The organism is Hydrogenophaga sp. GW101-3F08 (assembly GCF_059424585.1).
Window position 1 is genome coordinate 410,664 of record NZ_JBWKZP010000002.1, and the last position, 19,833, is coordinate 430,496.

18 protein-coding genes are annotated in these 19,833 nt (G+C 66.4%); 12 read left to right on the top strand and 6 right to left on the bottom strand.

Going from position 1 to position 19,833, the window contains the following annotated elements:
• Window positions 1-3: 3 nt before the first annotated feature.
• The 3 genes from modC to modA are packed head-to-tail and all read right to left on the bottom strand — an operon-like array spanning window position 4 to window position 2,576.
• Window positions 4-1,125, bottom strand: coding sequence for a molybdenum ABC transporter ATP-binding protein (modC, locus tag AC07YZ_RS07555; RefSeq protein ID WP_494794305.1), 1,122 nt, complete (start codon window positions 1,123-1,125; stop codon window positions 4-6).
• The gene (gene modB, locus AC07YZ_RS07560; RefSeq protein ID WP_494794306.1) at window positions 1,122-1,805 is read right to left on the bottom strand and encodes a molybdate ABC transporter permease subunit; all 684 of its coding nucleotides are present in this window, start codon (window positions 1,803-1,805) and stop codon (window positions 1,122-1,124) included. The genes modC and modB overlap by 4 nt, the downstream gene beginning before the upstream one ends.
• A gap of 15 nt (window positions 1,806-1,820) precedes the next feature.
• Entirely contained in the window at window positions 1,821-2,576 is a 756-nt protein-coding gene (gene modA, locus AC07YZ_RS07565; protein ID WP_494794307.1) for a molybdate ABC transporter substrate-binding protein, read from the bottom strand.
• A gap of 307 nt (window positions 2,577-2,883) precedes the next feature.
• Here modA and AC07YZ_RS07570 point away from each other — a divergent pair, with 307 nt between their 5' ends.
• From AC07YZ_RS07570 to AC07YZ_RS07585, 4 genes are all read left to right on the top strand, one after another.
• Complete coding sequence (locus AC07YZ_RS07570; protein ID WP_494794308.1) at window positions 2,884-5,220, top strand: hypothetical protein; 2,337 nt, start codon at window positions 2,884-2,886, stop codon at window positions 5,218-5,220.
• A 224-nt stretch (window positions 5,221-5,444) separates the two neighbouring features.
• Window positions 5,445-6,224 (top strand): TOBE domain-containing protein, encoded by a 780-nt coding sequence (locus AC07YZ_RS07575; RefSeq protein WP_494794309.1) that lies wholly within the window; start codon window positions 5,445-5,447, stop codon window positions 6,222-6,224.
• Window positions 6,225-6,505: 281 nt separating this feature from the next.
• A complete protein-coding gene (gene exaC / locus AC07YZ_RS07580; protein ID WP_068167173.1) occupies window positions 6,506-8,026 on the top strand; it encodes an acetaldehyde dehydrogenase ExaC in 1,521 nt (506 codons plus the stop codon).
• Between the two features lie 173 nt (window positions 8,027-8,199).
• Entirely contained in the window at window positions 8,200-8,595 is a 396-nt protein-coding gene (locus AC07YZ_RS07585) for a DUF779 domain-containing protein (RefSeq protein ID WP_494794310.1), read from the top strand.
• Between the two features lie 113 nt (window positions 8,596-8,708).
• Here AC07YZ_RS07585 and AC07YZ_RS07590 read toward each other — a convergent pair whose 3' ends face one another.
• Window positions 8,709-9,449: an ATP-binding cassette domain-containing protein gene (locus tag AC07YZ_RS07590; RefSeq protein ID WP_494794311.1), complete on the bottom strand. Its 741-nt coding sequence runs from the start codon at window positions 9,447-9,449 to the stop codon at window positions 8,709-8,711.
• 25 nt (window positions 9,450-9,474) lie between these two features.
• Entirely contained in the window at window positions 9,475-10,509 is a 1,035-nt protein-coding gene (locus tag AC07YZ_RS07595) for a Bug family tripartite tricarboxylate transporter substrate binding protein (RefSeq protein ID WP_494794312.1), read from the bottom strand.
• 177 nt (window positions 10,510-10,686) lie between these two features.
• Between AC07YZ_RS07595 and AC07YZ_RS07600 the strand changes: the two genes are divergently transcribed.
• The 7 genes from AC07YZ_RS07600 to AC07YZ_RS07630 all read left to right on the top strand — a co-directional run bounded on the left by AC07YZ_RS07600 (window position 10,687) and on the right by AC07YZ_RS07630 (window position 18,178).
• Window positions 10,687-11,694, top strand: a complete 1,008-nt coding sequence (locus tag AC07YZ_RS07600) for a PQQ-dependent catabolism-associated beta-propeller protein (protein WP_494794313.1) — start codon at window positions 10,687-10,689, stop codon at window positions 11,692-11,694.
• A gap of 197 nt (window positions 11,695-11,891) precedes the next feature.
• Window positions 11,892-13,034, top strand: a complete 1,143-nt coding sequence (locus AC07YZ_RS07605; RefSeq protein ID WP_494794314.1) for an ABC transporter substrate-binding protein — start codon at window positions 11,892-11,894, stop codon at window positions 13,032-13,034.
• 2 nt (window positions 13,035-13,036) lie between these two features.
• Entirely contained in the window at window positions 13,037-13,861 is an 825-nt protein-coding gene (locus AC07YZ_RS07610) for an ABC transporter permease (protein ID WP_494794565.1), read from the top strand.
• Window positions 13,858-14,649: a quinoprotein dehydrogenase-associated SoxYZ-like carrier gene (locus AC07YZ_RS07615; RefSeq protein ID WP_494794315.1), complete on the top strand. Its 792-nt coding sequence runs from the start codon at window positions 13,858-13,860 to the stop codon at window positions 14,647-14,649. Before AC07YZ_RS07610 ends, AC07YZ_RS07615 begins: the two co-directional genes overlap by 4 nt.
• A gap of 80 nt (window positions 14,650-14,729) precedes the next feature.
• The gene (locus tag AC07YZ_RS07620; protein WP_494794316.1) at window positions 14,730-15,635 is read left to right on the top strand and encodes a quinoprotein relay system zinc metallohydrolase 1; all 906 of its coding nucleotides are present in this window, start codon (window positions 14,730-14,732) and stop codon (window positions 15,633-15,635) included.
• 367 nt (window positions 15,636-16,002) lie between these two features.
• Window positions 16,003-17,694 carry a PQQ-dependent methanol/ethanol family dehydrogenase gene (locus AC07YZ_RS07625; protein WP_226494782.1) on the top strand — a complete coding sequence of 564 codons (1,692 nt, stop codon included), beginning with the start codon at window positions 16,003-16,005 and terminating at the stop codon, window positions 17,692-17,694.
• A 160-nt stretch (window positions 17,695-17,854) separates the two neighbouring features.
• Complete coding sequence (locus AC07YZ_RS07630) at window positions 17,855-18,178, top strand: c-type cytochrome (protein ID WP_226493764.1); 324 nt, start codon at window positions 17,855-17,857, stop codon at window positions 18,176-18,178.
• Window positions 18,179-18,234: 56 nt separating this feature from the next.
• On the opposite strand, the gene AC07YZ_RS07635 is transcribed toward AC07YZ_RS07630, so the two are convergent.
• Window positions 18,235-18,909 (bottom strand): DUF5666 domain-containing protein, encoded by a 675-nt coding sequence (locus tag AC07YZ_RS07635; RefSeq protein ID WP_494794317.1) that lies wholly within the window; start codon window positions 18,907-18,909, stop codon window positions 18,235-18,237.
• A gap of 274 nt (window positions 18,910-19,183) precedes the next feature.
• On the opposite strand from AC07YZ_RS07635, the gene AC07YZ_RS07640 reads away from it, so the two are divergent.
• Window positions 19,184-19,795 carry a hypothetical protein gene (locus AC07YZ_RS07640; protein ID WP_226493762.1) on the top strand — a complete coding sequence of 204 codons (612 nt, stop codon included), beginning with the start codon at window positions 19,184-19,186 and terminating at the stop codon, window positions 19,793-19,795.
• Window positions 19,796-19,833: the final 38 nt, after the last annotated feature.

The following is a 19,833-nucleotide window of genomic DNA, read 5'->3' on the forward strand; positions in this document are numbered from 1 at the left end:
CTTCTAACGCACCATCGCCACGCCCTTGATCTGGGCGTAGACCGGCAGGCCGGGCGCGATGCCCAGCCGCTCGCAAGACAGCCGGCTGATGCGGGACAGCAGGCGCGTGCCGCCGCCGGCCCCGGCCACGCGCAGCCCTACCAGCACCTGGCCCGGGCCGTCGTCGGCGAGGTCGGTCACGCTGGCGCTCAGGATGTTGAGCACGCTGGTCTGCTCGGGCATCACCAGCGACAGGCTCACGTCGCGCGCCTGGATGCGCACGCGCACGGGGGTGCGGTCCGGCAGCGGCGTGCTGCGGGTCTGCGGCAGCAGCAGCGTGCCGCCGTCGAAGCGCAGTTCGCACAGGCCGCTGTCGCTCTGCAGGCCGCAGGTGACGGCGTCGATCAGCGCGGCGGCGCTGTCGCCGTGGGCCAGCGGCAGGTCGGGCCGCGTCATGAGTTCGGCCACCGGGCCGTGCGCCAGCACCCGGCCTTGCTCCAGCAGCACCACGTGGTCGGCCAGGCGGGCCACTTCGTCGGCCGAGTGCGTCACGTACACCACCGGAATGTCCAGCCGCTCGTGCAGCTGTTCCAGCCAGGGCAGGATCTCGGCCTTGCGCGCCGCGTCCAGCGCGGCCAGGGGCTCGTCCATCAGCAGCACGCGCGGGCTGGTGGCCAGCGCGCGGGCCATGGCCACGCGCTGGCGCTCGCCGCCCGAGAGCTCGTGCGGCATGCGCTGCAGCAGGTGGCCAATGCCCAGCAGCGCCAGGCCGTGGTCCCAGCCATGCTGGCGCTCGCCCACCGGCGTGCGCTTGAAACCGAATTGCAGGTTGTCTTTGACGTTCAGGTGCTCAAACAGGCTGGCTTCCTGGAACACATAGCCAATGGCCCGCTGGTGCACCGGCCGGAAGATGCGCCGCGCGCTGTCTTGCCACACCTCGCCCAGCACGCTCACCGAGCCCTGCGCCTGCGGCTCCAGCCCGGCGAGCACGCGCAGGCAGGTGGTCTTGCCCGAGCCCGACGGGCCGAGCAGGGCGGTCAGGCCCTTGCCCGGCAAGCGCAGGTCCACGTCGAGCGCGAAGTCGGCCCGTTGCAGGCGGGCCGTCATGTGCAGCCCGGCGGCGGTGTCGGGTGTTGCAAGCGTCATGCGGCGCGCCGCTTGTGGCGGTTGTTGTACAGCTGCAGGGCCAGCAGGCACACGAAAGAAAAGCCCAGCATCACCGCGGCCAGGCGGTGCGCGTCGCCGTACTCCATAGCCTCCACGTGGTCGTAGATCTGCACCGACACCACGCGCGTCACGCCCGGGATGTTGCCGCCCACCATGAGCACCACGCCGAACTCGCCCACCGTGTGGGCAAAGCTCATGATCGCGCCCGTGACCAGCCCGGGCCGGCACAGCGGCAGCACCACGCTGAAAAACGTGTCAAGCCGCGAAGCCCGCAGGCTCGCCGCCACCTCCAGCGGGCGCGCGCCCATCGCCTCCATGGCGTTGTGCACCGGCTGCACCATGAAAGGCAGCGAATAAAACACCGAGGCCACCACCAGGCCCGGGAAGGTGAACGGCAGATAGCCGAGCCCCCACGACGCCGTCCAGTGCCCCACCGGCCCGTTCGGCCCCATGGCCACCAGCAGGTAAAACCCCAGCACCGACGGCGGCAACACGATGGGCAGCGCCACCAGCGTGCCCAGCGGCGTCTTCAGCCACGAGCGCGTGCGCGCCAGCCACCACGCCAGGGGCGTGCCGATGAGCGCGAGGATCACCGTGGTGAGCGTGGCCACCTGGAGCGTGAGCCAGATCGCCTGCAGGTCGGACGCGGTCAGCAACATGGTCGGGCGGGCCCTTCAAATGCCATAGCCGTAGGAGCGGATCAGGTCTTTGACGTTCGGGCTTTGCAGCAGCTTCACCAAGGCCTGCGCGGCCTCGTTGCCGGCCGCCTTGCGCAGCACCACCGCGTCTTGCCGGATGGGGCTGTACAGCATTTGTGGAACCACCCACATCGAACCGCTCTTGAGCTTGCCGCCTTCGAGCACCTGCGACAGCGCGACAAAGCCCACGTCGGCGTTGCCGGTGTAGACGAAGCTGAAGGTCTGGCCAATGCTCTCGCCCTGCACCAGCTTGGGCGCGAGCGCGGCGGCCAGGCCCAGCTTGTCCATGGCCTGCACCGCAGCGGCGCCGTAGGGCGCCACCTTGGGTGCCGCGTACGCCAGCTTGCGCAGGCCGGCGCTCTTGAGCACCTCGCCCTGGGCGTCCACCTTGCTCGCGTCGGCCGACCACAGCACCAGCTTGCCGGTGGCGTAGGTGAAACGGCTGCCGGGCTGGGCCAGGCCGTCCTTTTCCAGCGCCTCGGGCGTCTTGGTGTCGGCCGCCAGCAGCACGTCAAACGGCGCGCCGTTCCGGATCTGCGCGTAGAGCTTGCCGGTGGAGCCCAGCGTGATCTTCAGCGTGTGGCCGGTGGTTTTTTCCAGCACGGCGGCAATCGCCTTGATCGGCTCGGCAAAGTTGGCCGCCACAGCCACCTGGGCTTCGGCGGCCTGGGCGGCGCTGTGGGCTAGGGTGGCGAAGAGCAGGGCGGCGAGCGGGCGAACGGGCTTGGGCATGGGAACCTCGGATCGGTGCGGGGAAGACGGCGGGGACTCGTTATCCCTAAATGGAATAGCGAGTGTAGCCGGTGTTTTTGTGGGTCAGGTGGGAGTGACTGGATGGCGGTGGCTTTGTTGAAGGGCTCGCAGTCGGGTGTGAGATTGGTGGCTCCACGCCGCTGCTGCCCTGCGCACTGGTTCGTGTTGGTGGAGTAGCATTGTCGCTTCACCGTTCTGCCAAAAAGGACGTGAGCGCGTCCGAAAACGGTCGTATTCGTCCAGCACAAACCGCCACGGGTTGCAACGGACAAATAGAGGAGTAAGCATGCCTACAGAAGCCCCGTCCCCATACTTCAAAGTCGTGGTTGAGAAGGTTTTTAACGCTGAAACGAGCGATCCTCGATTTGAGGCGGCATGTAACTCTCTTGTGTCGGCTCTCGAAGGTGGGGCTACCGTAATTGGAACTTCAGCGAGTTGGGACTTGGGGCGAGACGGTGTCGGCTTCGGGTCTGCGCAGGGGCTTTACGTGCTGTCGTCGCTGCGCGATGACATCGACATCAAAGTCCTCGATGATCTCGCGCGGATTACATCAACCACGCGAGGTATCAAGCGCCTGTACTTCTGCTTGAGTAACCGCCTCAGCGAGCATAGTCGAGCAAAGTATGAGGCGCAGCTTCGAGCGGAATCTGAGGCTATCTTTGATATCACTTGCATGGGCTCGGGACAATTAGCCGAAATTGCGGCCGACCATCCTGAAATCGTTGAGAGGCACTACGGCGCTGAGATCGCCAATGTGCTTCGCGTTATATCCGAAGAGCCAAGCGAAAACACTGAGCTTCGCGGGCTCCGACTCGCACTCGTTTCAACCGCGGACGATACGTCGGACTCTATCCGAAAGGAGGTCTACAAGAACGGTCTTCTCGATATTTTTTCCGACGGATCGCCAAGGACGCTTGCAATGGCGTGCAAAACCCTTTCGGAGTCGTTGCGCCTCCATCGAAATATTTCCGAGGAGGCCGTCCGGCCACATATTGAGGTACTCCGTCAGCAGGGGCTTCTCTCAATATCTGGTGTCGTGTTGACGGTCACTGATCTAGGCAGAGCGGATGTTGCTCGGCGTAGAGAGGCTGGCGTGGATCGTCTTTTGGCTTTGCGACAAGCGGTACGGGATTCAATTGAATCTAGTCTCTCTGCCAATTTGGTCGAGGATGACTTTGCGCGAATATGGGGTGTCTTTGAAGAGAGGATGGCACATTACTTCACCTCTCGCGGCGAATCGGTTGTTGCAGAGGTCTGTGAGCTTTTAGGTGAAGAACGGCAAACCGCTAATGCGTTGGCTGCGCACGCACCCCGTCTTTCGTTCCTAAACGAGTTAGCCTCTGCGGTTGCAGAAACCTCCAGTCACGCAGGGAGACGAGCAGAGCTCGAACAGGCTGTTAAAGACCTATTCGCTGACAGAACTGGGCCGGCAGCAGACTGGCTGGTGAGAATCGCGGCGAACTTCATGACAGCATGTGCGCTTGGGCTAGAACATACAAGTGCAATCGCCATTGAGCGGCTGTTGGGTCGAACGCGCCTATTGCTCGACACCGATGTGGTCCTTTCACTGTTCGGCGAGGGCGAACCTGAGCATGAGGGCGTCGTTGCCCTGGTCAAGAAATGGAAACAGCTGGGCGGGACAGTTCTCGTTGCTGAACCTGTGCTCGAAGAAGTGGCGAGACATGCGTTCATCGCTAACCACGATTTTTATCAAGTTCGGCACTGGATTCCAGGGACGGTGGAGGAGCGGTTGCACTTGATTGGCAATGCATTTGTCCGTTCATTTGCTGAACTAATGGCGCAAGAAAAGGCGCGAATTAGCGCTTGGCGCGATTATATTCGCATGTTCATCGGCAACACGGAGTACGATTGGCGGCGCGTTGCAGAAACTTTGCTTGGGGATTACTCGATTAAAAAGCTCCCTCCGCACGGCTTAGCATACCTCGAATTGGAGAGGGAGGTGCAAGGCTTCCTGATGGAGCCACGTGATGCCGATCATGGTCATGACGATCCATATTGGGCGGACAAGTCGCGGCGCGATGCTCAGCTATATGTGACTCTGGTGAGCTATATCGAAAAGATTCGAGAGCAAGATCCTGCAGCGTCCTGCTTGTTGGTTAGCTCAGCCAAGCGCCTTATCGCTGTCGAGGAACGATTCAATGCGAGCGGGGAAAGCCAGATTGTCGCCACGGTCTCTGCTGTCGTGTATTTGCTTTCGATGATGCCGTCGGTCACGTTGGGTCTTTCGGCCATGAAGTCATTCCTTTTTGATGAACGACGAACCAATTTTTCCGGCGATTTCGAACGAACTGTGCTGCGGTTAGTGCGAGGTTCAGCCGAGCGCTCCTTGCCATTTGCCAAGCGTGGCAGTTTGATGCGGAAGCTGCGAGAAAAGATGCTGCGTAATGCTAGCCAGCAAGGGGAGCGAGGGCTTGAAAATGCGATCGTCCGGCGCTATGAGCGCGAAGCCTTTTCCAGTGGGAGGGAGCATAGAACCCTCCAGATGATTAGCGAATCGCTTGACGAAATTGGGGTGGATCGGAAAGCCGAGAAGGAAAATGCTGCACTCAAGCGGCAGATTGCGGAACTCCAAGCTCAGCTTCAGCGGCGGCGTGGTAGCTAGACTGAACCGCCCCGGGTTTTGAGGAAGCTCAACTCACAGAGAGGATGAGCTATGAGCAGCACAATTAAATTTTCACCTGCGGTGCGCATGAGCTCAACCGGCCTCCACGAATCCCGGGGAGATTCAGTTGGCATAGGCTCAACTGCAAATCTGACAGGCGGGTTTTTTGAAGGTAATAGGGCATACGCCGTAATTGTTCTGTGGTTCTGTGGAGCAATCCGCGCATGACCGATCAGCCCAACCCGACCCTCCCCGAAGCCCTAGGCCACGCCATCAGCGACAAGCGCCTGGAGGTGCTGCGCCGCGTCGGTGAGTCGGGCTCCATCTCGCAGGCCGCGCGCGATGCGGGCATCAGCTACAAGGCGGCGTGGCAGGCCATCGACACGCTCACCAACCTCGGCGGTGTGCCGCTGGTGGAGCGCACGGTGGGCGGGGCGGGTGGGGGCGGCGCGCGCATCACGGCGCAGGGCTTGCAGCTGCTGCAGCTGGCCGATGAGCTGGCCCGCGCGCGCGACGCTGTGCTGGCGCGTTTCGCCGGCGGCGCGCAACTGGCCAGCGGCCTGGGCCTGCGCACCAGCATGCGCAACCAGCTGCCGTGTCGCGTGGTGGCGGTGGAGCCCGCGGCGCCGGGCGATCCGGCCGTGTGGGTGCGCATGCAGACCGCGGGCGGCGAGCAGTTGACGTCGAGCATCACCCGCGAAAGCGCCGATCTGCTGGGCCTGGCGCCGGGGCTGGAGGTGCTGGTGCTGTGCAAGGCCACGGCGGTACGGGTGATGGCGCCGGTGGCCGGGCAGCGGGGCGACGGCGCGGTGGGGGAAGAGTGTGTGTTGCACGGCACGGTGGAACGTGTGGCCGCGGGCACGCAGCGCGATGAGGTGGTGTTGGCCCTGGCCGGCGGGGGCCATTGGGTGGGCTTTGCGCCGCACCCGTTCGCGGCCCGCGTGGGCGAGGCCGCCAGCGCGCACATGGCGGCCGCGGCGCTGGTGGTGGGGCTGTCGGGGTGATCCGGCCGCTGGTTTGAGCGTGGCCTGTGGGGGGGGGGCCAGGCGCCGGGGCGGGGCCTTTGCTTGCCGGCTTTCAACATATGTACTGGGCTTCCGTACCAGGGTGGTACAGGTTGGGGGCGGGTGTGCAGCAATGGCACAGCTGTGAGGTGCCCATGGGCAAAAAACGGGCGCAAATCTCAGTTTGAACCGCTTTGTGGGGGTGGCACGGAAGTTGTGGCAGTGAAGGCAGCCCCTTCGGCTGACAACACTTTCATCCACCTTCACAGAGGAAGACACACATGATTTACGCAGCTCCCGGCGCCGCCGGCGCCAAAATCGCCTACAAACCGCGCTACGACAACTTCATCGGCGGCAAATGGGTCGTGCCGTGCAAGGGCCAGTACTTTGACGTGATCACGCCCGTGAGCGGCCAGGTCTACACGCAGGCCGCGCGCTCCACCGCCGAAGACATCGAACTCGCGCTGGACGCCGCGCACGCCGCCGCCGACGCCTGGGGCAAGACGGACGCCGCCACGCGCAGCAACATCCTGCTGAAGATCGCCGACCGCATCGAGCAGAACCTGGAGCTGCTGGCCTACGCCGAGACGGTGGACAACGGCAAGGCGATCCGCGAGACGCTGAACGCCGACATCCCGCTCACCGTGGACCATTTCCGCTACTTCGCTGGCTGCGTGCGCGCCCAGGAAGGCGCCCTGTCCAACATCGACGAGAACACGGTGGCGTACCACATCCAGGAACCGCTGGGCGTGGTGGGTCAGATCATTCCCTGGAACTTCCCGATCCTGATGGCGGCCTGGAAACTGGCGCCTGCTCTGGGCGCCGGCAACTGCGTGGTGCTCAAGCCTGCAGAGTCCACCCCGATCTCCATCCTGATCCTGGCCGAGTTGATCGCCGACCTGCTGCCCCCGGGCGTGCTGAACATCGTGAACGGTTTCGGCCGCGAAGCCGGCATGCCGCTGGCGCAGAGCAAGCGCATCGCCAAGATTGCGTTCACCGGCTCCACCACCACGGGCCGCGTGATCGCGCAGGCTGCGGCCAACAACCTGATCCCGGCCACGCTGGAACTGGGCGGCAAATCGCCCAACGTGTTCTTCGCCGACATCATGGACAAGGACGATGCCTTCCTCGACAAGTGCGTTGAAGGCCTGGTGCTGTTCGCGTTCAACCAGGGCGAGGTCTGCACCTGCCCGAGCCGCGCGCTGATCCAGGAAAGCATCTACGACAGGTTCATGGAGCGCGTGCTCAAGCGCGTGGCCGCCATCCAGCAGGCCAACCCGCTCGACTCGGAAAGCATGATGGGCGCACAGGCTTCCAAGGAACAGCTGACCAAGATCCTGTCGTACCTGGAGCTGGGCAAGGCCGAAGGCGCCGAGGTGCTGATCGGTGGCGGCCAGGCCCACCTGGGCGGCGATCTGGAAGGCGGCTACTACGTGCAGCCCACGCTGTTCAAGGGCCACAACAAGATGCGCATCTTCCAGGAAGAGATCTTCGGCCCGGTGCTGGCCGTGACCACGTTCAAGGACGAAGCCGAAGCCCTGGCCATTGCGAACGACACGCTGTACGGCCTGGGCGCCGGTGTGTGGAGCCGCAACGGCAACGTGGCCTACCGCATGGGCCGCGCCATCAAGGCGGGCCGTGTGTGGACCAACTGCTACCACGCCTACCCGGCACACGCTGCGTTCGGTGGCTACAAGGAGTCGGGCATTGGCCGCGAGACGCACAAGATGATGCTGGACCACTACCAGCAGACGAAGAACCTGCTGGTGAGCTACAGCGAGAACAAGCTCGGGTTCTTTTGACCTACCCCCGCGCCGCGCCTGCGGCGCGTCACCCCCTCAAGGGGGCAACGCGAGCGGCCTGGCAAAGCCAGTTCCGCCGCGTTCTGGGTTCTGACATTTCGCGCCGGAGCTGGCATGCCGCTCCGGCGCTTTTCCGTTTCTGATTCGCTGGGCATCACCACAAGGAGACAGACATGGTTGAAAAAGTCATCGCCACACCGGCCGCGGTCGAGCTGATTGAATTCCTCAAGACCAAACACGGCCCCGAGCTCATGTTTCACCAGTCGGGTGGCTGCTGCGACAACAGCGCGGCCAACTGCTACCTGCCGGGCGAGATCACCATGGGCGCGGGCGACGTGTACCTGGGCGATGTCGGCGGTTGCCCGTTCTACATCGGCAAGGCGCAGTACGCGTACTGGCGCCACACCCAGCTCATCATCGACGTGATCGAGGGCCACGGCGGCACCTTCTCGCTCGAAGGGCCGGAGGGCAAGGCGTTTCACACGCGATCGCGGGTGTTCAGCGAGGCCGAGATGGCGGAGCTGGACGCCGAAGATCGGGCCGCGCAGGGGGCGGTGTCTCCCGGCTGAAGCCCGCAAAGGTCAGCGCCTGGTTGGGTGGCGCAGGGGCGTGACGGCGAGTTACGCCTTTGGTGGATTGGCCGCCCGAACGGTGAGGGATTCTCTGCGCTGAATCCGTGGGTTCAAAGCCCCGGCTTCTCCAGCGCGCGCAGCACTTCGGTCTGGAAGTCCGCGCCCTGCGAGGCCTGCATGAAGGCGTCGATGGCGCCGTCGAAGCGCACCGTGCCCTGGTGCAGCAGCACCAGGCGGTCGGCCACCTTGGCTTCTTCGATCAGGTGGGTGGCCCAGAGCACGGCCATGCCGCGGGTGTGGCACAGGCCGCGCACGGTGTCGAGCAGGTGCTGGCGCGAGCCCGGGTCCAGGCCCACGGTGGCTTCGTCCATCAGCAACACAGCCGGTTCGTGCAGCAGGGCGCGCACCAGCTCCACCTTGCGCCGCGTGCCGCCCGAGAGGCTGCGCACCGCGGCCTTGGCCTGGTCGGCCAGGCCCATGGCGGTCAGCCCGGCGGCGATGCGCTGGCGCGCGGTGGCGCGGGGCAGGCCATGCAGGTCGGTGTGGAACAGCAGGTTGGCCTGCACCGAGAGGTCCATGTCGAGCGCGGTCTGCTGGAACACCACGCCCAGCGCCGCGAGCGCGCGGCTGGGGTGGCGTTGCATGTCGTGGCCCAGCACCACGATGCGGCCCTGGTCGGGGCTGAAGAGGCCGGTGAGCAGTTGCAGCAGGGTGGACTTGCCCGCGCCGTTGGGGCCGAGCAGGGCGACCATCTCGCCCGCCTTCAGGCTCACGCTCACGCCCTTGAGCGCGGGCTTGCTGCCGTAGCTCTTGTGCAGGTTGTCGGCGAGCAGCGGTGTGGGGTCGGTCATGCGCGGGGCCGGGTTGGGGCGCCGGTCAGGCTGGCTTGGCGAGCAGGTTCATGCGTGCGAGCAGTTTCTTCTCGTGCTCCACCGTGGCCAGCACGGCCTGGCGGTAGTCGCGGGTGTTGAGGTAGTCCAGCGCCTGATCGTACTTGGCGAGCGCGCTGGTGTGGCGTTCGCTGAACATGGCGGTGCGGAAGGCGTCGTGCAGCTTCTGGACCACCGCTGGCGGCGTGCCCGCGGGTGCGGCCAGGCCCCAGGGCGAGGTGTAGACCGCCTGCGGGTAGCCCAGCTCGCGCATGGTGGGCGCGTCGGGCCAGCGGGGGTTGCGCGCGGCGTTGAAGGTGGCGAGCAGGCGCATCTGGCCGCGATCCACCCAGGGCGCGAAGCCGGTGGAGTTGACGCCGGCCATGATCTGCGCCCCGGCGATCGCGAGCATCTGGTCGGCCGTGCCTTTGTAGGGCACGTGCACGTAGCGCACGTTGTGCTGCAGCAGGATGTCTTCCATCGCCAGGTGGGCGGTGGTGCCGACGCCGGTGGAGCCCAGGATCAGCTCGCCCGGGTGCTGGATGGCCCAGTCGATCATCTCGGTGGCGCTTTTCCAGGGGCTGTTCGCGGGCACCAGCAGACCGAAGCTCACGCTCGACACCTGCACGATGGGCGCGAGGTCGGCCACCGGGTCCCAGGGCACGGTGTTCATGAGCGCGTGGCGGTAGACCGTGATCGGCACCTGGCCGATGGTGTGGCCGTCGGGCTCGGCGGCCTTGAGCAGCGGCGCCACGTGGGTGCCGGCGGCGCCGGGCTTGTTGATCACCACGATGGGCTGGCCCAGCAGCGGCGCGGCTTCTTCGCACAGCACGCGCAGGGTGAGGTCGGTCTGGCCGCCCGCGGGCCAGGGCACGATGAGCTGCAGGGGCCGGCTGGGCCAGGGTTGGGCGCCGGGCTGGGCCCGCAGGGGCAGGGCGGGCGATGCCGCCAGCGCCAGGCTCCAGCCGAGCCAGCGCCGGCGTGTCACGGGGGGGTGTTCCAGACTGGAACAGTCGGGCGCAGCGTGGGGCAGTGGGGTCATGGCAATGGGCCGGTTGTCTCAGGGTTTGTCCGTAGCCGCGTGGGGTTTGCGCGGGTGTTTGGGCACCGAGCAGGCAATTTCCATTCCCATGCGGCGCTGGCACCGAATTTGCACACCGGTGCCCCAGGTGCCGCGCGAGCACCGGGCATCGCCACACAACAATTCCGGAGACACCCCGTGCCAAGACCCTTGCGTCCTTCGTCCGCCTCGTCCGTTCACCGCGCGCTGCGCCTGCTGGCCCTGGGGGCCGTGTGCGGTGCCGCATCGGTGGCCGCCCTGGCCCAGGGCCGGGTGTACGTGTCCAGCGAGAAGGACAACAAGCTGTATGTGTTCGACGCCCAGGGCGAGCGCACCGGCGCCGTCGAGGTGTGCAAGCGCCCGCGCGACATGGCGTTCGGCGCCGGCGGCCAGCAGATCCTGGTGATCTGTGGCGACAGCAACGCCATGGGCGTGGTGGACGTGGCCAGCGGCAAGCTGAGCGGCACGGTGCCGCTGGGCGACAGCCCCGAGATGTTCGCCCTCAGCCCCGACGGCAAGACCGTCTACGTGTCGATCGAAGACGAGAACGTGGTGGCGGCCTACGACATCGCCGGCAGGAAGCCGTTGTTCGAGGTGAAGACCGGCGGTGAGCCCGAGGGTGTGCTGGTCACGCCCGACGGCAAGACCGCCTACGTGACCTCCGAGGTGGCCAACCTGGTCCACGTGATCGACCTGGGCACGAAGAAGGTCACGAAGAACATCCAGGTGGGCAAACGCCCGCGCCGTTTCATGCTCGCCGCCGGTGGCGCCGAGCTGTGGGTGAGCAACGAACTCGACGCCACGGTGAGCGTGGTCGACACCAAGACCCACACCGAAAAGCAGAAGATCAAGTTCGTGGTGAAGGGCATGCGCGAGACCGACATCACCCCCGTGGGCATGGCGCTCAGCCCGGACGGCAAAAGCATGTGGGTCGGCCTGGGCCGGGCCAACCACGTGGCCGAGGTGGACGTGGCGAGCAAGGCGGTGAAGCACCAGGTGCTGGTGGGGAAACGCGCCTGGGGCCTGACCATGCACCCGAACGGCAAGACCCTGTACGTGGCCAACGGCCTGTCGGACGACATGACGCTGATCGACGCGGCTTCGGGCAAGGCGCTGAAGACGGTGCCGGCTGGCCGCGTACCCCACACCATCCTTGTCAGCAAATGAACCACCCCCATCGCTGGGTTTTGGTCCGGCCCGACAAAGTGCAAATGTCCGTTCGGGCTGAGCCGGTCGTTGCCCTTCGACGGGCTCAGGGCGAACGGATAGAACCTCGCAGGGTCGAATCCACAAGTCGGTTCCGCGGCATTCTCGGTTCTGGTCTGTGGCGCGCCGCCGGGTTGGCGTTGTTGGGCGTTTCGGGCTTGCTTGCCTTGCCTTCCTTCGCCGCGACCAAAGTCACCATCGCCGTGGTGTCGCTGGACGGCGACCCGCGCCACGCGCCGCGCCGCATGGAGCGGGCCTATCCGGGGCATCCCACGGGGCGGGCGATGGATGGGGTGAAGCTCGCGGCCGAGGACTCGGCGTTTGAGCTGGACGCGGCCGGGCTGGAGCTGGTGGTGAAGGACGTGGTGCTGCCCAACGCCGCCGCGCTGCCCCAGGCGCTGGCCGAGTTGAAAGCAGCGAAGGTGCAGCACCTGGTGGCCGACCTGCCGCTGGCCGAGCTGCGGCAACTGGTGCAGGCCGCGCCCGCCGCGTTGGGCGGCGCCATCGTGTTCAACACCGGGCTGGACGACGACGGCCTGCGCGCGCAGCAGTGCGCCGCCCACCTGCTGCACACGCTGCCCAGCCGCGCCATGCTGTCGGACGCGCTGGCGCAGTACCTGGCCGCGCGCAACTGGCGCAAGGCGCTGGTGTTGCAGGGCCCGCTGCCGGGCGACGCGCTGCAGGCCGATGCCTTCAACCGCTCGGCCAAGCGCTACGGGATCAAGATCACGCAGCACAAGCCTTTCAAGCTCACCGGTGACCCGCGCGAACGCGACCTGGGCAACACGCGCCTGCTCACCGGCGAGCGCGAGCACGAATTCGTGGCGGTGATGGACAGCGACGGCGAGTTCGCGCGCCTGCTGCCCTACGCCACCCAGTGGCCGCGCCCGGTGGTGGGCGCCAGTGGCTTGGTGGCCGCGGCCTGGCACCCGCAGTGGGAGCGGTATGGCGGGCCGCAGCTCAGCCGCCGCTTCCACAAGCTCGCGCAGCGCCCCATGCAGGGCCACGACTGGGCCGCCTGGATGGCCGGCCGCGCGGTGGCGACCGTGCTGGTGGACGCGCCCAAGGCCCCGCTGGCGCAGCAGCTCAAGGCGCTGCGTGGGGGCTCGGTCATGCTCGACGGCTTCAAGGGCCGCAAGCTCTCGTTTCGCGCCTGGGACGGCCAGCTGCGCCAGCCGGTGTTCGTGAGCCACGTGGACGGCGTGGCCGGCCTGGCGCCGCTCGACGGCGTGTTGCACCGCACGGACGTGTTGGACACACTCGGCGTGGACGAACAGGAGAGCGCGTGCAAGAACCGCTGACCATGCCCCCGCCGGGCCTGCCCGTGGCGCCGCCGCTGGCGCTGCACCTGCTGCGCGCGCTGCGCGCGGTGGTGGGCCGCGAGCTCAACCGCTTTCTGCGCCAGCCCACGCGCCTGGGCTCGGCGCTGGTGCGCCCGCTGCTGTGGTTCGTGGTGTTCTCCGCCGGTTTCAACAACGTGTTTGGCGTGGCGATTCAGCCGCCCTACGAGACCTACATCGAATACAAGGCCTACATGGTGCCCGGCCTCTTGGGCATGGTGGCGCTGTTCAACGGCATGCAGAGTTCGCTTTCGATGGTGTACGACCGCGAGATGGGCGTGATGCGCCTGCTGCTCACCGCGCCGCTGGCGCGCGGCTGGCTGCTGGCCTTCAAGCTGCTGGCGGGCACCTGCCTGTCGGTGCTGCAGATGGGGGTGTTCCTGGCCATCGCCTGGGCCTTTGGCGTGGAGGTGCCGCTGTTGAATCTGCCGGGCCTGCTGCTGGCCATGGCCAGCGGCGCCACGTTGCTGGCCGCGCTGGGGCTGATGCTCTCGGTGTACGTGAAGCAGCTGGAGAACTTCGCCGGCACCATGAACTTCGTGATCTTCCCGATGTTCTTCATCAGCCCGGCGCTGTACCCGCTGTGGAAGCTGGAAGAGTCGGGCGCGTGGTGGCTGCTCAAGCTCGCGGAGTGGAACCCCTTCACCCACGCGGTGGAGGTCATGCGCTACGCCATGGTGGGGCAGTTCTCGGGGCTGTCGTGGGCGGTGGTGCTGGGCTGCAGTGCCGTGTTTTTTGTAGCGGCCTTGTGGGGCTACGACCCGCAACGCGGCTGGACGAGGAGATGACCACCCGGCGTGATCTTCTCGTGGGCGGCGCGGGCCTGGCCTGCTGGCCTGGGCTGCGCGCGCAGGACGACCCCACCGGTGGCGACCCGCTGGGTTCCATGCAGTACCCCAGCCTGCGCGAGCAGACCATCGGCAAAGCCACCGCTAAATTCTCTGACGCGGTGATCGTCAAGGGCCCGGCCTTTGCCGACGATGCGATGAACGTGCCGCTGCTGGTGGACGCGCGCGGGCTCAGCGCGGTGGGCGGCGGTGTCGCGCGCATCCGCGTGGCGGTGGACCGCAACCCGGTGCGCCAGGTGCTGGACTTCGAACCGCTGCGCGCGCTGCCCATGCTGGCCTTTCGCATCCGCATGGAGCAGGCCTCGCCGGTGCGCGCCTTCGTGCAGACCCAGGACGGCCAGTGGCACGTGGGCAGCACCTGGGTGCAGGCGGCGGGCGGGGGCTGCACGGTGCCCGGCGCCACGCGGGCCGATGGCTCCTGGAGCCAGACCCTGGGTCAGGTGCAGGCGCGCTTTTTCAACAACGTGCTCGAAGGCAGCCGCCGCCTGCGCGTGCGCGTGATGCACCCGATGGATACGGGCCTGGTGGCCGGCATCCCGGCCTTCTACATCGAAGAGCTGCAACTGGTGGACGGCGCGGGCCAGGTCTGGTGGAAGCTGGAGCTGCACGAGCCGGTGTCGGAAAACCCGCTCATCACGTTTGAGCTGCCGCCACAGGCGGTGAGCGGCTTGCGGCTGGTGGGGCGCGACAACAACGGCAACCGGATTGATGCCGAGGTGGGGGCGTGAAGCGACTGCTGTGTGTCGCCGCCTGCGTGCTTTCAGTCGCTGTGCAGGCCCAAGCCATCCCGGTGCCTCCGCCGGTATCGATGCCTGACGCCGCCACCTTCAACTACGACCTGCGGCCCCGCCAGATCGCCGAAGGCACCTGGGTGATCGAAGGGGCCGTGCAGGACTTCAGCCGCGCCAACGGCTGCAACATCATCAACACCGCCTTCATCACCACCAGCGCGGGCGTGGTGGTGATCAACACCGGCCCGTCGCGCCTGTACGGCGAGCAGCAGCGCCGCGCCATTGAGCGCCTCACGCGCGAGCCGGTGCAGCGCGTGCTGAGCCTGAACCTGCACCCCGACTACTTCTTTGGCAACCAGGCCTGGGCCGACCGGCCCACGCAGGCGCTGCCCGGCAGCATCGCCGGCATGCAGGCCGAAGGCGGCGCCTACGCCGACAACCTTTACCGCCTCTGTGGCGACTGGATGCGCGGCACCGAGTCCAGCCCAGCGCGCGAGTCGGTGCCACCGCAGACCCTGCCGCTCGGCCAGCACCGGCTGGAGCTGATGCGCCTGCAGGGACATACCGCCGACGACCTCGTGCTGCTCGACCACCACACCGGTGTGCTGTTCGCCGGCGGCCTGGTGTTCGCTGAACGCGTGCCCACCACGCCGCACGCCGACTTTGAACGCTGGCTCGCCAGCCTGGATGTGCTGGAACAGCTCATCACCAGCGGTCGGGTGAAAACCGTGGTGCCCAGCCACGGCCCGGTGCACAGCGGGCTGGCCGGTGTGCGGCAGACGCGCGACTGGCTGCGGTGGCTCACCGTGCTGATGCAGACCAGCGCCGAGCGCGGGCTCGACCTGGGCGAGGTGCTGCGCACGCCGGTGCCCGAGCGCTTCGCGCGCTGGGCCGCGCAACCGGCCGAGCTGCACCGCAGCCTGAGCCAGTGGTACCCGCGCTACGAGCAGCGCGCCCTGGCCGGCCCGGCGCCTGGCCGCTGAGGCCTGGCGCGGGTGCCCGGGGCGCCCGCGGGCTGTTGCAGCCTGACCATGCGGCTGCCACATTTCTGAACAGTGTCACGGCCCCGATGCAGGCGGGGGAACAGTGGCTGGCGCAGTTCTGCGCGCCAACCCCCACTCAGGCCTAGGGAATACCCTTGAAACCGTCGCAAAAAGACGCGGAAAAGGCGCTCAAAAAACGCGAGAAAGGCTTGGGCGCGGCGTGGCACAGAAGTTGCCCCCTTGATGCCCGTGCAACCCACAGACCGGAGGGTCGGGAGTTCACGAACGGCCGGGCACGCCAGCCCATCAACCTCACGAACGAGCAGGAGACAAACCAGTGAAACGCACTCTATTGAGCCTTTTGGTCATGGCCGCCACGGCCCATGTCGGCGCCCAGGGCGTGACCGACGCGATGATCGCGGACGACGCCAAGACCCCCGAGAACGTGCTCAGCTGGGGCCTGGGCACCCAGGGCCAGCGCTATTCGTCGCTGACCGGCATCAACGAAAAAACCATCGCCAAGCTGGTGCCCGCGTGGTCCATGTCTTTCGGTGGTGAAAAGCAGCGCGGCCAGGAAGCGCAGCCGCTGGTGAACAAGGGCAAGATGTTCGTCACCGCGTCCTACTCGCGCATCTTCGCGCTCGACACCAAGACCGGCAAGAAGCTCTGGAAGTACGAGCACCGCCTGCCCGAGGGCATCATGCCCTGCTGCGACGTGATCAACCGCGGCGCCGCGCTGTACGACAACCTCGTCATCTTCGGCACGCTGGACGCCCAGCTGGTGGCGCTCGACCAGGACACCGGCAAGGTGGTGTGGCGCGAGAAGATCGACGACTACTCCGCCGGCTACAGCTACACCGCTGCGCCGCTGATCGCCGAAGGCCTGCTCATGACCGGTGTCTCCGGTGGTGAGTTCGGCGTGGTCGGCCGCGTGGAAGCGCGCGACCCCAAGACCGGCAAGATGGTCTGGGTGCGCCCCATGGTCGAAGGCCACATGGGCTACAAGGACGGCAAGGAAAACGGCATCACCGGCACCACCAACGCATCGTGGCCCGGCGAGACCTGGAAGACCGGTGGCGCGGCCACCTGGCTCGGCGGCAGCTACGACCCCAAGACCGGCCTGGCCTATTTCGGCACCGGCAACCCCGGCCCCTGGAACAGCCACGTGCGCAAGGGCGACAACCTGTATTCGGCCTCCACCGTCGCCATCGACGTGAAGACCGGCCAGATCAAGTGGCACTACCAGACCACGCCCAACGACGGCTGGGACTACGACGGTGTGAACGAGTTCATCACCTTCGACATGGACGGCAAACGCGTTGGCGCCAAGGCCGACCGCAACGGCTTCTTCTACGTGCTGGATGCGGCCGACGGCAAGCTGCTCAACGCCTTCCCCTTCGTGAAGAAGGTGACCTGGGCCACCGGCATAGATCTCAAGACCGGCCGCCCCAACTTCGACCCCGCCAACCGCCCGGGCGACCCGACCGCGGCCGGTGGCGATGGTGCCAAGGGCAAGCCGGTGTTCTCGGCGCCCGGCTTCCTGGGCGGCAAGAACCAGATGCCCATGGCCTACAGCCCCAAGACCGGCCTGTTCTACGTGCCCACCAACGAATGGGGCATGGAGATCTGGAACGAACCCATCACCTACAAGAAGGGCGCCGCCTACCTGGGCGCGGGTTTCACCATCAAGCCGCTGTTTGACGACCACATCGGTTCGCTGCGCGCCATCAACCCCAAGACCGGCAAGGTCGAGTGGGAAGTGAAGAACGAAGCGCCGCTCTGGGGTGGTGTGCTGACCGTGGGCGACCTGGTGTTCTGGGGCACGCCTGAGGGCTACCTGAAGGCGGCCGATGCCAAGACCGGCAAGGTGGTCTGGCAGTTCCAGACCGGCTCCGGCGTGGTGGCCCCTCCCATCACCTGGACCGAAGGCGGCGATCAGTACGTGAGCGTGGTCTCCGGCTGGGGTGGCGCGGTGCCGCTGTGGGGTGGTGAAGTGGCCAAGAAGGTCAACTTCCTCGAACAGGGCGGTTCCGTCTGGACCTTCAAGTTGATGAAGTAGGTTCCCCCCTGCGCCGCTTTGCGGCGTCCCCCCTGAGGGGGGACCACACCTTGGACCGGCGGAGCCGGATCCTTGGTGTGTGCTGGGTGGGGGCTCTTGGCGGTTTCTGCCGAGTTTGAGCCCTCACCCTTTTTTGTTTCTGTTGTTTTTCGAGATCGACATGCGCACTCTCATCCTCCTCACCTCCGGCCTCCTGTTCGCCTCTGGCGCCGCACACGCGGTGGACGAGGCCGCCGCCATCGAACTGGCCAAGAACAACGGTTGCCTGTCCTGCCACTCGGCCAAGGAAAAGATCGTCGGGCCGGCCTACAGCGCCGTGCACGAAAAATACAAGGACGACAAAGACGCCGTGGCCTCACTGGTGCAGTCCATCCAGAACGGCTCCAAGGGCAAATGGGGCCGCATTCCCATGCCCGCACACCCCAGCATGAGCCCGGCCGACATCAAGACCCTGGCCGAGTGGGTCATGACCATCAAACCCTGAACCGGCGGCGCAGGCATTCGGCGGTTGTGCGCCGAACCCCTGCGCCCGGGCCTCCATCAGTCCTTGCCGTCGTCTTCACAGTCCGATTTGCCCACGGCATCGCAACTGTCGTCGTCGCCACCGGCCGAGTCATCGTCGCTGGAGTCGTCGTCGGTGTCGTCGTCCGGACTGTCATCGTCGCTGTCGTCCGGGGTGTCATCGGCAGAGTCCTGATCTTCGAGCTTGACACGGCTGGCCACCATGGTGCCGTTGGTCATCGTTCCATACACCTCGACGCGCACCCCGACGGCCAGCGTGGTAGGGGCAGCGCTCGCATCGACAGGGATGCCGTCCACGCTGAAATGGGTGGGGCCTGAATAGGCTGTCACACGGCCATCGAGCTCGTTGGGATCGACATTGGCGTCATCGCCCGCGTCGTCATCGTCGAGTTCGACGCGCCGTGCCTGCAGTCGGCCATTGACCATCTCGCCCTGAATCTCGACCCGGGTTCCCTTGGCCATGTTCTGGGGCACGGCGTTGGAGCCGCTGGCATCGACCGGGATGCCGTCCACGCTGAAGCTCTGCGGGCTGTCGAAGGTGGTCACCGTGCCCTTGTACGACTTGGCTGTGGCGGTGGTGCTGCCGTCACTGCCGCCACCGCAGGCGACCAGGCCTGCCATGAGCAATGAGGCCGATAGCAACCGCAGTCCGGCCAGTGGCGAGCGGGTGGGGGAGGTGTTTGGGTGGTTCATGTCTATGTGTCCTCATTGGTGTTTGTGATGACGCCATCGACCCGAAGCCGAGCCGGCCGTCGGAGGTGCCCCTCGCACCGCCGACGCAACGATGCGATCCGTCCCTTAAATCCGCCTGAAATGCGTTCTTTCTTTCCGCGCTTACGTTTTGTTGCCTGGCCTGTGTCGCGGGTCGCGCGGTGTTGTGCTGATACGTGTTGTCACATCTGGAGACCGGGCCGCTCGCCTACCCTGGGTAGCATCCACTTCGGCTTTTTTTCACATGGAGTACCTCATGAACAACCCACACCGAATCAACACTCTGAACACCCTGCGCCCGCTCGTGCTGGCCATCGCCGGCCTGGCCGCTGGCGCCGCCTGGGCCCAGGTCACCGTGGTGGTCGAACCGGTGCCGACCGTCGTCGATCCCGTCGTGTCTGCGCGACAGCAAGAGATGGCCCTGCAACTGGCCCGGGCCAACCTCAGCCAGCAGGGCATCACCGAACCCACCACCGCACAGCTCGCCCTGGCCACCAGCGATGTGCAGGCGCTGCGCGACAGCGGCATGGGCTGGGGCCAGATCGCCAACAGCCTGGGCCTGCGCCTGGGCGCCGTGGTCAGCGCGGCCAACCGGGCCGACAAAGCCGACGGACTGACCGTCGCGACCACCACCGGTCGCCCCGCAACGGCGGGCAGCAAAGCAAAGGGCGGTAACAGCGGCAACAGCAATGCCGGTGGCGGCCAAGGCGCCGGCAACAGCGGCAACAAGGGCGGAGGTTCCAATGCGGGCGGCGGTGGCAACGCCGGCGGCAACTCCGGTAACGGCGGCAAAGGCGGCAACTCCGGCAATGGCGGGGGCGGCAACGGTGGTGGAAAGGGCGGCGGCAACGGCGGCGGCAAGCGCTGATCCGGCCCGGTAACGCACCACGCGGGTTGCATGCCCGC